The 15,372-nt window shown below is 65.4% G+C and carries 11 protein-coding genes, 1 tRNA gene and 2 pseudogenes; 9 read left to right on the top strand and 5 right to left on the bottom strand.

The window, feature by feature from the left end; genetic code table 11:
• Positions 1-15: 15 nt before the first annotated feature.
• The 7 genes and pseudogenes from leuE to ACFWP2_RS23150 all read left to right on the top strand — a co-directional run bounded on the left by leuE (position 16) and on the right by ACFWP2_RS23150 (position 3,684).
• The gene (gene leuE, locus ACFWP2_RS23180; RefSeq protein WP_380454333.1) at positions 16-666 is read left to right on the top strand and encodes a leucine efflux protein LeuE; all 651 of its coding nucleotides are present in this window, start codon (positions 16-18) and stop codon (positions 664-666) included.
• Between the two features lie 81 nt (positions 667-747).
• A tRNA-Thr gene (locus ACFWP2_RS23175) sits at positions 748-821 on the top strand.
• Between the two features lie 213 nt (positions 822-1,034).
• Positions 1,035-1,256 (top strand): annotated as a pseudogene (locus ACFWP2_RS23170) (hypothetical protein); the annotation flags it as partial.
• A gap of 223 nt (positions 1,257-1,479) precedes the next feature.
• Positions 1,480-1,805 (top strand): annotated as a pseudogene (locus ACFWP2_RS23165) (transposase); the annotation flags it as partial.
• Between the two features lie 39 nt (positions 1,806-1,844).
• A complete protein-coding gene (locus ACFWP2_RS23160; protein ID WP_380454331.1) occupies positions 1,845-2,639 on the top strand; it encodes a hypothetical protein in 795 nt (264 codons plus the stop codon).
• Positions 2,640-2,671: 32 nt separating this feature from the next.
• On the top strand, positions 2,672-3,250 hold the full coding sequence (locus ACFWP2_RS23155; RefSeq protein WP_380454329.1) for a DUF488 family protein: 579 nt from the start codon (positions 2,672-2,674) through the stop codon (positions 3,248-3,250).
• The gene (locus ACFWP2_RS23150) at positions 3,247-3,684 is read left to right on the top strand and encodes a DUF488 family protein (protein WP_380454327.1); all 438 of its coding nucleotides are present in this window, start codon (positions 3,247-3,249) and stop codon (positions 3,682-3,684) included. Before ACFWP2_RS23155 ends, ACFWP2_RS23150 begins: the two co-directional genes overlap by 4 nt.
• Positions 3,685-4,310: 626 nt before the next feature.
• Here ACFWP2_RS23150 and ACFWP2_RS23145 read toward each other — a convergent pair.
• The 5 genes from ACFWP2_RS23145 to ACFWP2_RS23125 all read right to left on the bottom strand — a co-directional run bounded on the left by ACFWP2_RS23145 (position 4,311) and on the right by ACFWP2_RS23125 (position 11,844).
• On the bottom strand, positions 4,311-4,877 hold the full coding sequence (locus tag ACFWP2_RS23145) for a transposase (RefSeq protein WP_380454386.1): 567 nt from the start codon (positions 4,875-4,877) through the stop codon (positions 4,311-4,313).
• Complete coding sequence (locus tag ACFWP2_RS23140; RefSeq protein ID WP_380454384.1) at positions 4,793-5,332, bottom strand: winged helix-turn-helix domain-containing protein; 540 nt, start codon at positions 5,330-5,332, stop codon at positions 4,793-4,795. Before ACFWP2_RS23140 ends, ACFWP2_RS23145 begins: the two co-directional genes overlap by 85 nt.
• A gap of 319 nt (positions 5,333-5,651) precedes the next feature.
• Positions 5,652-8,801, bottom strand: coding sequence for a type I restriction endonuclease subunit R (locus ACFWP2_RS23135; RefSeq protein WP_380454325.1), 3,150 nt, complete (start codon positions 8,799-8,801; stop codon positions 5,652-5,654).
• Complete coding sequence (locus ACFWP2_RS23130) at positions 8,801-10,102, bottom strand: restriction endonuclease subunit S (protein WP_380454323.1); 1,302 nt, start codon at positions 10,100-10,102, stop codon at positions 8,801-8,803. Before ACFWP2_RS23130 ends, ACFWP2_RS23135 begins: the two co-directional genes overlap by 1 nt.
• Positions 10,099-11,844: an N-6 DNA methylase gene (locus ACFWP2_RS23125; RefSeq protein WP_380454321.1), complete on the bottom strand. Its 1,746-nt coding sequence runs from the start codon at positions 11,842-11,844 to the stop codon at positions 10,099-10,101. Before ACFWP2_RS23125 ends, ACFWP2_RS23130 begins: the two co-directional genes overlap by 4 nt.
• 977 nt (positions 11,845-12,821) lie before the next feature.
• On the opposite strand from ACFWP2_RS23125, the gene ACFWP2_RS23120 reads away from it, so the two are divergent.
• Entirely contained in the window at positions 12,822-13,724 is a 903-nt protein-coding gene (locus tag ACFWP2_RS23120; protein WP_380454382.1) for an ABC transporter ATP-binding protein, read from the top strand.
• Positions 13,721-15,310 carry a hypothetical protein gene (locus ACFWP2_RS23115; RefSeq protein ID WP_380454319.1) on the top strand — a complete coding sequence of 530 codons (1,590 nt, stop codon included), beginning with the start codon at positions 13,721-13,723 and terminating at the stop codon, positions 15,308-15,310. Before ACFWP2_RS23120 ends, ACFWP2_RS23115 begins: the two co-directional genes overlap by 4 nt.
• The last annotated feature ends 62 nt before the right edge of the window (positions 15,311-15,372 follow it).

The following is a 15,372-nucleotide window of genomic DNA, read 5'->3' as shown; positions in this document are numbered from 1 at the left end:
GCCCCGGAGCTCATCGTGCTCGGAGTCAACGACCTGGCGACGTACGTCCTCGGCGCCCTCGTCATCATCCTGCTGCCCGGCCCCAACTCCCTGTACGTCCTGTCCGTCGCGGCCCGCAAGGGCATCCGCACCGGCTACCGGGCCGCAGCCGGCGTCTTCATCGGCGACCTCACCCTGATCAGCCTCACCTCGCTGGGCGCGGCCTCCCTGCTCAAGGCCAACCCGGCCGTCTTCGCGGTGGTCAAGTTCGGCGGCGCCGCCTACCTCCTCTGGATCGGCTACGGCATGCTCCGCGCCGCCCGCCAGCTCTGGCGCGAACGCCGCGACGCCGCCGACCCCACCGCCGAACCGGCCCCCGAGAGCACCGAGAACCCCTTCCGGCGCGCCCTGGTGATCAGCCTCCTCAACCCGAAGGCCATCCTCTTCCTGCTCTCCTTCTTCACGCAGTTCGTCGACCCCTCCTACGGCCGGCCCGCCCTCTCCTTCGTCCTCCTCGGCGGCATCCTCCAGACCTTCAGCTTCCTCTACCTCTCCCTCCTGATCTTCGCGGGCACGACCCTCGCCTCCGCCTTCCGCCGCCGCAAGCGCCTCTCCGCCACCCTCACCAGCGGCGTCGCCGTCCTCTTCGCCGGCTTCGCCGCCAAGCTCGCCGTCTCCTCCGCCTGACCCCCGCCCCCGGATACCGAGTACGGATCACCCGCGAACCTGTGTAGACTGGCCCGCGTTGCCGCCACACACGGCAACGGTGCCGCCTTAGCTCAGTTGGCCAGAGCAACGCACTCGTAATGCGTAGGTCGCGGGTTCGAATCCCGCAGGCGGCTCAGAGGAAGGCCAGGTCAGACAATGTCTGACCTGGCCTTTTCTGTTATCCGATGTGCGCAGAGGCACACGGTGGTGGTGCCGCGGGTTTGCTTGCGTGAGCGATGCGTGAGCTGGCCTGCCTCGAGGCTCGCGCCGGGGGAACGTAGGTGTGCGTTGTCACCCCCTTCGCCACTCATCGCGTACCGCAGGTCATCGGGCACGCCCACAACGACATGCACCCACCGGCCGAAATCCTCTTCGAGGCGGCGGCCGAGCAGGGCATCACCGACCCCGGCACTATCTCCACGGACATGCCCTCCTCACTGATCGCCGGCGAGAAACTGCTCGCCCGGATCTACCACGTGATCCGCTCCTCGACGGCGAACGGCTCGAACCACCTCAACACCACGCTGCTGGTGACCTTCGACGAATACGGCGGCATCTACGACCGCGTGCCCCGCCACCGGCCGCACCTCCCGCCCGGCGGCCGGCCCGGGACAGTTCGGCTTCGCCTTCGGCCGCTCCGGCGTGGGCATCTCCACACTCGCGATCTCCACACGGATCCCCGAGCGGACGGTCGTCACCGACGAGTACCGGGCCTCTACGCGGTCCAGGGTGTGTGGAAGTTGTCGCGGCGCAACGGCTGGACCTGCCAGCAGCCGGTCCGTCGAGCCCGCCCTGACCGTCGGGGCCCACAATCAGCTCGACGGCCCGACCGTACTGGTCTGGGGCAACCTGAACACCCATCTGGCCGCTGGGATGAAGGAGTTCATCGCAGCCCAGGACTGGCTGACCGTCTACCAGCTGCCTGCCTACGCTCCGGACCTCAACCCGGTCGAGGGGATCTGGTCGCTCCTGCGGCGAGGCTTCCTCTCGAACAGCGCCTTCGCCGACCCGACCCACCTCGTTCGGACAGTCAGACGCGGCCTACGGAAGAACCAGCACTGCCCCACCTCATCGACAGCTGCCTCGCCGAGACCGGCCTGATCACCGCCCCAACCTGACCACCGACATCGCGAGTGAAATCTGAGTAGTCATCAACTATGGCCTGCTCTTTTAGAGTTATCACCTTTCACGGTACGGTCCGTGCGCTACGCTTCCGTCACGCAGGGAGTCGACGCATCAGACTTGGGGTACACATGCCACTGGTAAAGAAGCTCGTGTGTCTGGCAAATTCCCGAAAGCTTTCCGGTCGGTGTGTGGCAGGAATGGTTGACGGCGCATCAGGAGAGTGGGTGCGCCCGGTCAGTGCCCGCCCGAATCGCGAAGTCTCCGCTGGCGAACGCTTGTACAAAGATGAAACAGAACCGGATATCCTCGACATTGTCTTAGTCCCGCTTCATCGGCCTCAGCCGCACGGCTTCCAGAGTGAGAACTGGCTCCTTGATTCCGGTTTCTATTGGGAGAAGGTCGGTCGGGTAGGGTGGAGTGAATTGATGAGGCTGGAGCAGCGCCCCAGCGCCCTGTGGATCAACGGCGACAGCACATACAACGGCATCAATGACCGCATCCCGACCGAAGAGGCAGTCGCTCTACCTGACTCGCTCAAGCTTATACGCGTCACTGGCCTGACGCTACAAGTGCACACCCCCGGGGCGATGTTCGGAGATCGGCGGCTAGTCCTGCGCGCCCGCTTCTCTCATGCAGGAAATCAATATATGCTACGGGTTACCGACCCAATATATGAAGCGGAATACCTAGCCAAGCCGGAAGGGGTTTATGAGCTGAGCGAAGCCTTCCTTACGGTGAGCCTCGGCGAGCCCTATGAAGGCCATGTTTACAAATTGTTGGCGGCTATTATCGAACGAGCGAAGATCCGAGCGGGTAGTAGACCATGAAGCTTAATACAGTATTCACTGTCGGCCACTCCGTGCACGACATCTCATCCTTCCTGGGCCTACTGCAGAAGCATGCAATCACCGCGATTGCAGATGTGCGGTCGATGCCCGTCAGTCGATTCGCGCCCCACTTCAATCGATACGCTTTGGAGCGTAGCCTGTCCGGCGTCGATATCAAGTACGTCTTCCTGGGAAAGGAACTTGGTGCGCGCACCGAAGACCCCACTTGCTATATCGATGGACGAGTGCAGTACAACCTTCTTGCCCAGACCCCGAATTTCATCAATGGCATTAAGCGCCTGCGGAAGGGCGCGCAGAGCGAGCGAATCGCCGTCATGTGTACTGAACAGGAACCACTCGACTGCCATCGTTGCGTGCTTGTCGCGCGAGCCCTTGAAAGGTTCGGGATCGCTGTTGAACACATTTATGGCGATGGGCATGTCGAAGACCATTCCTCGGTAATGTGGCGCCTAATGGTCAATTTTGGCCTGGATCAGGAGGACCTGTTCCGGACCCCGGCCGAGCGCCTCCAAGAAGCTCTCGACCGTCAGGAGCAGCGGATCGCATATGTCAATGAGGAACTTCGCATCGACAGGAAGCCTGGAAGATGAAAATCTACACCATTGGGTTCACGAAGAAGTCGGCTGAGAAGTTCTTCGGTCTATTGCGCGAAGCTGAAGTAACAGCGCTGATTGATGTTCGACTTAACAATGTCTCGCAGCTGTCCGGTTTTGCTAAGCGTGATGATCTGAGATACTTCCTGGGTGAGATTTGCGGTGCGCAGTACGCTCATCGTACCGAGCTTGCCCCGACTCAGGACCTGCTCGACGCCTACAAGAAGCGGAGTGTTGGCTGGGCGGCCTACGAAGAGCGCTTCCTCGAGTTGATGAAAGTTCGCCAGATTGAGGATGTCGTCCGACGAGAAGCGCTTGAAAATGCAGTCCTGCTCTGCAGTGAAGACAATGCACAGAATTGCCACCGCCGGCTGGTCGCGGAATATCTCGCAGAGCAGTGGGGAGATGTCACGATCGAGCACCTGGTGTGAGCGGAGGTATTCCAAGCCCAGGGCCCATAGCCCCGACCGCCGTTCCCGCCGGCTGAAGCACGCGGCCGCCGGCTGAGCACGGGCAGCTTGATCGGCATCTCTTACGACCTCATGCATGGTTGGCGTGGCCCGTCGCATGGGAGAACCTAGCCTTCTCGATCACGCGGCTCGGCCTGCCAGGAGCGCAATCAACTTGGGCGTGTGCATAGCTTGTTGGTCCGATAGGAGTCCGGCTACGGCTCGGATGGTGTCGGGCAGGCGGTTACTGCGGCGGTGGTGTTGGGCAAGGGTGCGCCAGTTCTTCAGATAGGCGATGCCGTGCTCGACCGGCATTCGGCGTGAGGAGTGTTCGAAGCGGGCCCGTTCGCGGTGGGCCATGAGCCACCTGGCCTCAGGTCTGGGCGCCCAATCCGGCGTCCGCGAGGATCTCCAGGTGGATCGTGTCGGCGAGCAGGTCGACCAGGCCGGCACTGCCGGCCTGGGTGGTGTCGGCGACCGATCCTTCCCGCACCGCAGACCAGCATGCAGCCGCGGTCGTCGGTGACCACCAGCGCCTTCATGGCGTTCATCCGGCTCTTGCCCGAGACGAAGCTGTTCCGGTCGGGCCGGTTACTGACGTCGGCTCGTCAGGGTGAGGCTGGGGTGTCGAGGGTCAGGCCGGTGCCGGCTATGAAGCCGTCGAGGGTGTCGGGCCGGTACTGCAGGCGCTTGAGCCGGTTGCGCACGAGGGCTTCGAGTCGGTCGAGGGCGACCACGGCGAGGTTGGCGAGGCTGCGTTTGACGTGTGCCCAGACCCATTCGACGGGGTTGAGGTCGGGTGAATAGGCGGGAAGCAGGAACACCGTCAGCCAGGCACGCTCGGCGATCAAGTCGCGCATGGCGTGGGAAATGTGCGTGTTCAGGCGGTCCCAGACCAGGACGATCGGCGCCTTGACCAGTTGGTGGACGCTGTCGATCAGTGCGATGAAGTCGCGCTCGCCCATGCTGCGGCGCTGGCCCTTTCCTGCGGGGTGGGTGCGCAGGCGGTGGCACAGCCTGGTGCGGGAGCCGGGCCGCATGGCGATCAGCCCGGCCACGGACAGGCGTCCCGAGCGGCGGCCGCTGACGGTCACGACCGGGGTGCGGCCCCGTCGGCCCCAGGTGCGGCCTTTGGGCGGACGGCGGGTGAATCCTGCCTCGTCCTCGAAGCAGATGTAGCCCCCGCAGGCCGCCCGCGCTCTTTTACCTCCTCCCAGGTCGCCTCCTTCCACGCGGTGACGGCCGGCTCGTCGCGCTCGGCGACCCTCCGCGCGGGGACCTGCGGGCTGAAGCCGAGCCGGTGCATCAGCCTCGTGGCACCCGAGACGCTGTAGGAGACGTGGAACTTCCTCCCGATCAGCGTGGCCACCCTCGCCGCGGTCCACACCTGGTCCTCCACCCAGCCGTGTTCGGCCGGGCCTTGCTCCAGGTACGCGGCCAGTTTCTCCAGGCAGCGCGGGGACAGGCGACACCGCGACCCGCTCGGGCCGCGAGAAGCCAGAGCCTGCACACCGCCCTCACACCACAACTGGTGCCACTGGTAGGCCGACTTCGGGCTCACCCGCAGACGCCGCGCCACCTCCGGCGGCTTGACGTCCTGCTCGAACAGCTCGGCCGCCTGCATCCGCACTGACTCCCGGCGCAGCCGTCCCGCGGCGGTCAGCCCGCCCCCATCCGCATATCTCACACACCATCGGATACAGCCACCGCAGCGAGCCCGTCAGGCAATTCAGGACCGTTCACCCTGACGCGCCGAAGTCAGTAATGCTGTCGGGAGTGTCCCTCCTGGACGCACGACCAGGAGGGGATCGCCGCCATGGGCGAACATCCTCATCCCGGCCAGCGCCCTGCCCGTTGTCCACGGCCAGGGCGCTGCCCTGCTTCTGCTCCTGCGTGCCACACCTCTGCAGCGGGTGGTCTGCTGGGACACGCGATGTGTGCTGCCGTACCTAAGAATCCACCTGCTGATCGACCGCTGCTTCGTAGAAGGCATCCGCCAGGGCGACGATGATCGCGTTGATAGCTGGCCCGTCTGTGAAGAAGTAGTCAGCCATCGTGTTGTGGGCATCCTGATTGTCTGCAACTGCCTCCGTAACAGCTGCTCGGAAGTCTTGTGACTCCACGAACTGCTTCTTGGAGTTCACCTTGGTCTGCTTGACCAGGTTCGGGTCGGTGAGCAACTGCTGGACGAGCCCCTGCACGAACTCTCTGACCTGGAACGCGGCGAACGATTCGGCGCCGAAGAGGTCGTTCATCTTGTCTATGACGACCTGGAGCGCGACGTACTTCGGATCCTTCTTCGTTCCCGTGCCAGCCGCGCTGATGCCCTTCAGCTGCCCATCGCCCACGAGTGAGATGTCGACCGGGATTGCCTTGTTGTGCTTGACCCCGACGAGCACCACGTCGGAGAGGTCGACGTCGGCGGCCCAGGTGGACTCGGCGATGACCTTTTCCAGGAGACGCAGGAAGATCGAGAGCATCTCCATGTAAGGGTCGCCATAGTCGACGATCTGGGACATGTAGTCATAGAGGCGTACATAGGTGGAGACATCCTTGCGGAACAGGTCGAGCGCACTGAGCGTGACCTTGTCCTCTTCCTCGATCGCCCTCGCGTAGCGGCGCCGGAAGTCGTGCTGCGCCGGGCTGATCGCCGCCGAGAGCGCATTGTTGCCCTTGCGCGTCACCCACAGCCCGGCTACCTTGCGGACGTCGTCCTCGGCGTAGATTCCGGCCTGGGCGAGTTTGTTAGCCAGGTGGACAACGATATACGGGTCGGTCTCGGTCTCCAGGGTGGCGTTCTTGAAGTACGGCTCGAAGGCCGTCTTGATGTCCTCGGGCTTGTTCTTGAAGTCAATGACGAACGTCTTGCGTTTCTGTTCCCCACCAGCGGTGCGGTGGATGCGGTTCAGCCGCGAGAGCGTCTGCACAGCGGTGAGCCCCGGCAGCTTCTTGTCGACGTACATCGCCGAGAGGAGTGGCTGGTCGAAGCCGGTCTGAAACTTGTTGGCGACCAGCATGATCTTGTAAGTGTCGCCCTTGAACGCGGCCGCCAGGTCAGCCCCGGCACCGGGGTTCATGTTGGCCTCGGTGAACTCGTCGTCTTTCGATGGCTGCGGTCCCCAGTCCTTGTGCCAGGTCTCGTCCTCGGGCATCGTCACCCCGCCGGAGAAGGCGACCAGGGTGCGGTAGTTGTACGAGGAGTCCTCGGCGCGACGCTTGGCGATGTAGGCGTCTATGGCCAGCTTGTACTTCACTGCGGACCTGCGTGAATCGGTCACCACCATCGCCTTCGCCTTACCTTCGAGGAGGTAGGCGACATTGGTGTGGAAGTGCTCGACGATGATCTGCACCTTCTGGCTGATGTTCGTCGGGTGGAGCTGCACCCACCGCATCAGACCCTTGCGAGCGGTGGCCTCCTCGACCTCGTCCCCGTCTCCATCGCCCTTCCCTGCCTTGCCCGCGATTTTCAGCGCGGTGTCGTAGTGCTGATAGCCCTTGAGTACGTCGAGGATGTAGCCCTCTTCGATCGCCTGCTTCATCGAGTACAGGTGGAACTCGCGGGGCTTCCCGTCGGCGCCCTTGCGGCCGAACAGTTCGAGGGTCTTGGTCTTCGGCGTCGCGGTGAAGGCGAAGTAGGAGATGTTCTCCGACTCGGCCCGCTCCGTCATCTCCGATGCGAGGATCGACTCCACATCGACCTCGCCGCCGTCCTCGATCGCCTTGATCTCCTCAGCGGTCAGCACCTGCTTAAGTTTCGCGGAGATCTGACCCGACTGGGAGGAGTGCGCCTCATCGGCGATAACGGCGAACCGCTTGCCCTTCAGGCCGGCGTCAGTGCGGATCTCGTCCAGCGCGTGCGGGAACGTCTGCAGCGTCACCACGATGATCAGCTCACCGTTCTTCAGCGCTTGCGCCAGCAGACCCGACTTCGACTTCGCGCCGGCCTTGCGGACGTCCTCGGGGCTGATAGTGGCGACGATCTTGCCGGTGCCGTCGATCTGCCGGATCGCATCCTGCAGCTGGGAGTCGAGCACGGTGCGGTCCACGACCACGAGGATCGAGTCGAAGACCTTCCGATCATCGACATGCAGCCGCGCCAGCCGGTGGGCCGTCCAGGCGATGGTGTTCGTCTTCCCCGACCCGGCAGAGTGCTCAATCAGGTACCGCTGCCCGACACCCTCCTCCTTCACCGCGTCGACGATGTTCGTGACGGCCTCCCACTGATGGAACCGTGGGAAGAGCATGCTCGTACGCCGCACCGAGGTGCCGGCACTGACGTCCCACTCCTCCTTGGTCTGAACGATCATCAGCCGCCCGATGATGTTCAGCCACGCGTGCTTCTCCCAGACCCGCTCCCACAGGTACGCCGTCGCCGACCGTCCGTCCGCGCCAGGCGGGTTGCCGGCGCCGCTGTCGAAGCCGATGTTGAACGGCAAGAAGTGGGTCTTCTCCCCCTCCAGCTTCGTGGTCATCGCCGCCAGGTCGTTCGAGACCGCGAAGTGCACCAGCGCCCGATGACCGAAGGACAGCAAGGGCTCCGGCCGCCCGTTCGTCAACGGGTTGCGTTTCTGCTTGTACTGGTTGACCGCCTCGTCCAACGACTGGGTGAAGTCTGTCTTCAGCTCCACCGTGGCCACCGGGAGCCCATTGACGAAGAACACTAAATCGATACTGCGCTGGTCAGCGGTCGAGAAGTGCACTTGCCGCACCACCCGCACCCGCATCTGCTCGTAGTGCGCTGCCGTGGTCTCGTTGAGCGACGTCTCCGGACGGAACTGCGCCATCTTCAACCGACCGCCGCCGATGTACTGCACCCCGTTACGCAGGATGTTGAGCGTCCCACCGCCGTGTTCCAGCGGGCGGTCGAGCGCCGCGGTCAGCACGTCGAGGAACTTCGCCTGCGAGCCCGCCGCCTTCAACGCCTTCTCGTACGCCTGCTTCTGTGTCTCCTTCAGCCAGGCGAACAGGTCGTCCGGGAACAACGCCCGCTCTCGGTCGTACTCACCATCGTCACGGTCGTTCGCTGAGTACAGCCAACCGTGAGCCTCGAGGTGCCTACAGATCTCCGTCTCGAAGACCACCTCGTTGTGGTCGGCCATTACGCCACCTCTCGTACGTTGATCTGCCCCGTCACCGCCGCCGTGATCAACGCTGACCGGCGCTCCCGAGCGAGCTCGATGAAGCGCTCCGTCTCAGCGATGAGCCTGTCGATCTTCGCGACCTGTTCGTCGAGATACGCAGCAATCCGACGCTGCTCATCGATGGGTGGCAACGCAACCCGCATCTGAGCTAGGTGGGTTGGACCGAAGTGCTGGATCGTCGACCCCGTCTTGAGCGAATCGACCTGGTCAATGAACTCGCCCGAGACTACGAACCATCGAATGAAGTCCTTATGCATGCCCCCAGGCTTGATCCGAATGATTCCTGTATAGGGAACCGATCCGGCGGTTTCCTCAGTGACCTCAGAGACCGTCCCCATGCTTGCACTTGCGCTAATGAGCAAATCACCGAGTTCGACCCGGAAATGTGACCACCGCCGATCGACCTCGCTGGGCTCGAGGTAGTTGCAACCCTCAAGCGTCGATCGAGCCGTGCGCACAGAGCTGACCCGCAGTAGCGGGACACCCTCATCGCGGAAGTCCGCGGCCATGATGCCTGGCCCCTCCTGAAACCAGATGGTGTAGCGGAGGGGCATGATCTCCCAGTGAGCTGGCACTGGTCCAGCTCCGGGGAGACCAGAATCCTTGAGCGCGACCGTCTCATCAACGCCTCGCGCCACGGCGTGCGAGATCACTGCTCCTCGCCGCTCGCGGAGCATCTCGATCAGTCGCTGCTGCTCTTCGATGAGCGTGTCGATGCGAGCCGTCTCATGGTCGAGGTAGTCGGCGATGGCTCGCTGCTCCTCCAGGGGAGGAACCGGCAGTGGGAGATTGTCCAGGTCTGGCTGCTGTACGCGGCGATCAAAGGTCGTCTGTGCCCGCGTGTATAGGAGGTATTGGTCAAGGTACGGCTGCGATCGCAGCAGGTTATGAACGAACCGCGGAAGCAACGCACCCCGAGACCTGAAGACGCGGTAGTCGGGGCTGACCGCTCCTGCCCGCCGCGACACGCCGATGCCGCCGCCGATCAGCCACATCGGGTTGACAACAAGGTCGTCGATTTCGGCGATGAGGTACTTCGGCAGGCTGGCTTCGTCGGGCTCCTGCCGTCCGCCCATCTCAGCGCGCGCGACGACTTCACCTGTCGAGCGCAACGACAACATCTCGTGTGTGAGGTCGACATTTCGTCGATCGATTCGTTCGAACAAACCCTTAAAGCGAACGACGTCCCATGACCCAGGCCGGTTCTCTAGCAACTCGGAGACAGCGTGGTGATCGCCGATCAGCGTCAGACCGCTCACGCCTCGACCTCCCGCAGCAAGTCGAGGATCTTGGTGACCTGCTTTTCCAGGTCGGCGTCGATTTCGGTGAGAGGGCGAGGTGGGGCGTACCTGTAGAACTGACGGGTGAAGGGGATTTCGTAACCGGTCTTAGTCTTGGCCCAGTCGATCCAGGAGTCAGGAACGTGCGGCTTCACCTCCTTGTCGAAGTACGTCTGGATGACTTCGCGCTCCCCTGCCGCGCCGGAGGTTGAGCCGCCGTAGGTGAAGGGTACGTTTTCGGTGTCACGCTTTTTTGAGTCGGGCTTCGGATTGCCCTTGCGGTCGACGACAGGGTTTCCGTCCTCATCGAGCAAGGGGCGTTCGACGGTGACAGTCCAGTAGCCGAACTCATCGTTGCGCAGCACCTTGGAGAGGTCGGGGTCAGCGTCCTTGAAGTCGGCGTACAGCCGCACGACCTTGGCGCGGTCATCGTCGCTGATCTCGCGTCCCTTGGACCCGAGGTTCTTGCGCATCTTGGTCCAGAACGATGTGCCGTCGATGAGCTGCACCTTGCCCTGGCGGTCGGGGTGCTTGGTGTTGTCGAGGATCCAGATGTAGGTAGCGATGCCGGTGTTGAAGAACATGTTGGTCGGCAGGGCGACGATCGCCTCGACGAGGTCGTTCTCCAACAGCCACCTGCGGATGTTGGAGGGGCCGGATTCGGCGGCGCCGTTGAATAGCGGCGAGCCGTTCATGACAATGCCGACGCGGCCGCCGCCGTCCTCAGGTGCGCGCATCTTGTGGACCAGGTGGAGCAGGAAGAGCATCTGGCCGTCCGAGGTCGCGGGGAGTCCCGGCGCGAAGCGGCCGTAGGGGCCGGCGGAGTCGCGCTCCTCATTGACCGCCTTGGCGTACTGCTTCCAGTCCACTCCGTAGGGCGGGTTGGACATGCAGAAGTCGAACTGGCGACCCTTGAAGGCGTCGTCGGTGAGCGTGTTGCCGAACGCGATGTTGGTCGCGTCATGGCCCTTTGCGAGCAGGTCGGACTTGCAGATGGCGTACGACTGCGGGTTGTACTCCTGGCCGTACAGGCTCAGCTTCGCCTCGGGGTTCTGCGCGAGCAGGTGCTCCTCTGCCAGTGAGAGCATGCCGCCGGTGCCGGCGGTGGGGTCGTACAGCGACCGGATGATGCCGCCCTCGGTGAGGTCGACGTCCTTCTCCGCAAAGAGCAGGTCGACCAGCAGCCGGATCGCATCACGCGGCGTGTAGTGGTCCCCGGAGGTTTCGTTCGCGGCCTCGTTGAACTTACGGATGATGTATTCGAACGCATCCCCCATGTCTGCGTTGGACACCACGTCGGGATGCAGGTCGACGGCGCCGAAGGACTTGACGATCTCGCGCAGGAGCCCGGCCTTCTCCAGGGCCAGGATCTCCTTCTTGAAGTCGAAGTACTCGAACACGTCCACGTCGGCGGAGAACCGGTCGATGTAGTCAGTGAGGTTGTCCGCCAGCCCGTCCGCATCGGCCAGCAGGTTCGCAAACTCGTAGTTGGAGGTGTTATAGAACGTCCGCCCCGTGGCCTTCTTGACCTCGACCTTGAGCCGGTTCGGGTTCTCGAACCTCGCAGCCAGCTCCCTCACCGCCGCACGGTCCGGCTCGAGTACGCAGTCGAGCCGTCGCAGGATCGTGAACGGGAGGATCACTGTCCCGTACTGGTTGGGACGGTAGGGGCCTCGAAGCTGGTCAGCGATTGACCAGATGAAGCTACCGAGCGCGCTCACAAGGTTCCTCACGAGAATCGTCTAGCAGAGATGACCACTCTGCCAGAGGCAGCAGCCAGCGTCCCAGGGTTCAGCGTTCCGTGACCTCGGCCAGGGCTGATCTGCGTGAGCGATGCGTGAGCGGACGGGGCAGCACGTGCCGGTTCGGGCGGGATCGTGCGACCACGCCGCAACGCTCTGACCTGCGGGTTCATCATCAAGTGATCAGTGCTGGCAGCAGCCAGCATGATCACTCTCGGGCTCGTAATGCGTAGGTCGCGGGTTCGAATCCCGCAGGCGGCTCAGCCATCGGAAGGCCCGGTCAGTTCGCTGACCGGGCCTTCCGTCGTCTTCAGGGCGCGGCGACGGACGCGGGCCGCTGACCCCGTCTTGCCCGCTCTCGCCACCATCCTCGCCATCGCCGTCGCCCTTGCCCTCGACATGGGCCGAATTGGCCAGCCGGCCCGGCCAATCCGCCGCGGATATCTGCCGAACGGCAGATGGCAGGCGTTCTCGGATCGGCCAGGCTTGCGAGCGTGTTCACGTGACCCAGGGAATGCGCCCGGAGGGGCGCATCCGACCACGGCCGCAAGGAGGATGGGGTGGACCGACGTGCGAGATCGGGATACGGGCTGGTCGTTCTCGGGGTGGCCGCGCTGGTGGCGATCGGCGGGTGTGCCGACGCGATGGACGCCACGCCGGAGGACAAGACGTTCGAGTTCGCGGGGCGGAGTCTGGACGTGAAGTCGCACGGTGCTCCGGCGGACCTCGTCGTGGTGGACCGTGCGGACGTGAAGGTCACCCGGTGGTTCGACACCAGCGGGAAGGTCGGCAGCGCCAAGGAGTCGTGGACGCTGCGGGACGGGGTCCTGGAGCTTCGGGCGGGGTGCTCGGGGCTGGCCAACTGCGATGCGAAGTACCGGGTCGAGGTGCCCAGGGGGGGTCGCGGTGCTGCGGGACGGGCGCGAGACGGAGCTCAAGGGGTGAAGGCGGAGGGCATGCTCGAACTGATCGACGTCACCAAGGTCTACAAGGGCGGCAAGCGGGCCGTCGACGGCGTCACGATGCGCCTCGGCCCGGGGATGGTGGGGCTGTTGGGGCCGAACGGCGCGGGGAAGTCGTCGCTGATGCGCATCGTGGCGACGGTCACCCGGCCCACGGGCGGGCAGGTTCGGTACGAGGGGGCCGACGTGGTGGCCGAGCCGGACCGGCTGCGTCAGGAACTCGGCTACCTGCCACAGGACTTCGGGGTCTACCCGAACCTGACCTCGCGGGAGTTCCTGTCGTACCTGGCGGCGGCCAAGGGGATCGGCGCCCGGTCCGCCCGGGCGCGGATCGACGAGCTGATCCGGCTGGTCAACCTGACCGAGGCGGTCAAGCGCCCGCTCGGCACGTACTCCGGCGGCATGCTCCGTCGGGTCGGCATCGCGCAGGCGCTGCTGGCCGACCCCAGGGTGATCGTGGTCGACGAGCCGACCGCCGGGCTGGACCCGGAGGAACGGGTGCGCTTTCGCAACCTGCTCAGCGAGCTCGCGGCCGAGCGGGTCGTGATGCTGTCGACCCACATCGTCTCCGACGTGGAGTCGGTCGCCTCCGACATCGCGGTGGTCGCCCGCGGGCGGGTGCTGCGCCGGGGTACGCCGGACGAGCTGCTCCGGGAGATCGACGGGCAGGTGTGGGAGGCCGTGGTCGATCCGGCCGAGGTGCGGGCCGTGCAGGCCCGTCACGTGGTCAGCCGGATGGTGCGGACGGGGAGCGGCGTGCGGGTGCGGGTGCTCGCCGCAGATCCGCCCCGGGCGGACGCGGTTCGGGTGGTGCCCGATCTGGAGGACGCCTACCTGGGCGTCATCCACCGCTCGGGCGAGCGGAACCGGGCCGAGCAGGGGGTGGTGCACCGATGACCGCAGGACTGGTGGTCGGCGACTTCCGCGACCGGGTGCGCCGGCCGGTGTACGCGGTGACGCTGCTCGCCGCGGTCGGGCTCGGCTACCTGGCCGTACCGGACGCGGGCGGCCACTGGACGATCATGGACGTGGGCGGGAACCGGGGGGTCTACAACAGCGCCTACGTCGGTGCGGTCACGGCGCTGGCCGGTGCGCTCTGGCTCACCTTCGGCGGCTTCTACGTGGTGCGCAGCGGCATCGCGCGGGACGAGACGACCGGGGTCGGACAGATCCTCGCCGCCACCCCGCTGCGAACCTCCCGCTACCTCCTGGCCAAGTTCCTGAGCAATCTGCTGGTGCTGGCCTCCATGATCGGCGTGCTGGCCGTCACCGCGCTGCTGATGCAGCTCGCCCGCGGCGAGGACCGCACCGTCGACCCGATGGTCCTGCTGGAGCCGTTCCTGCTGCTCGCGCTGCCCCTGATGGCGATCACCGCGGCGGCGGCGCTGCTGTTCGAGACGGTGCCGCTGCTGCGGGGCGGCGTCGGGAACGTCGTCTGGTTCGTGCTGGCCATGGTGCTCGCGATCGGCGGGCAGTCGGCCTCCGCGCCGCTGGACGGACTCGGAGTGCACCAGGTCGCGGGATCGATGGGCGCGGCGCTGGAGGCCCAGCACGGGACGGTCGACCCGGGCGGGTTCAGCCTCGGCCTGACCAAGGTCGACAAGCCGCTGGACACCTTCCGCTGGGAGGGGTTCGACCCGTCCTCGGGGTTCGTCCTCGGCCGGCTGGCGCTGTTCCTGGCGGCGTTCGCCGTGGCGCTGCTGCCGGCCCTGTGGTTCGGCAGGTTCGATCCCGCGCGCGATTCCGGGGCACGGACCGCCCCGGTGACGGCCGCAGCGCCGTCCGTGCCGGACGGGGCGGACGGGACGGAGCCCGCGGGGGCGCGCTGGGGGACCGCGCCGGGCGTCCTGCCCCGGACCGAGCCTCGGCGGGCCGGGGCGTTCGGGCGGCTGCTGGCGGGTGAGGTCCGCATCCTGGTGCAGGGTGTCTCGCGCTGGTGGTGGCTGGTCGCGGCCGGGCTGACGGTCGCCGGTCTGACGCTGCCGATGAACGCCGTCACCGGGCTGCTGCTGCCCCTGGCGTGGCTGTGGCCGGTGCTGATCTGGTCCCGGCTGGGCAGTCAGCAGGTCGAGAACGGCCTGGAGGTGCTGCTCGGCGCCTACCCGTCCGCCCGGCGCCGGCTGCTCGCCGAATGGGCGTCCGGGCTGGTGCTGACCGCGGTGGCGGGTGCGGCCCCGCTGATACGCATGCTGGTGGCGGGCGACGGTGCGGGGACGGCCAGTTGGGTCGGCGGCGCGCTGTTCGTCCCGTCGCTGGCCATGGCGCTCGGCGTGGTGAGCCGGAGCCACCGGCTCTTCCAGGCGGTCTACCTGCCGCTCTGGTGGGTGCTCGTCAACAACGTCGCCGCGCTCGACTTCATGGGCGCCGTGCGCGTGAACGGCAGTCCGGCCGGTCCCGGTCCGCTGCTGGTCGGGGCGGTGTCCGCGGCGCTGCTCGCGGGGGTGTTCCTGGTCGGCGCGGCCCGACGGAACGTCAAGGGCTGAGCGGGGAGAGGTCGGAGGGAGACGGCGGAGGGAGCTGACTGAGGAAAGGGCCGAGTCGGGGT

The organism is Kitasatospora sp. NPDC058444 (assembly GCF_042721415.1).
Classification (GTDB): domain Bacteria; phylum Actinomycetota; class Actinomycetes; order Streptomycetales; family Streptomycetaceae; genus Kitasatospora.
The sequence above is the reverse complement of the archived record's forward strand: the minus strand, read 5'-3'. Positions and strand labels throughout refer to the sequence as shown.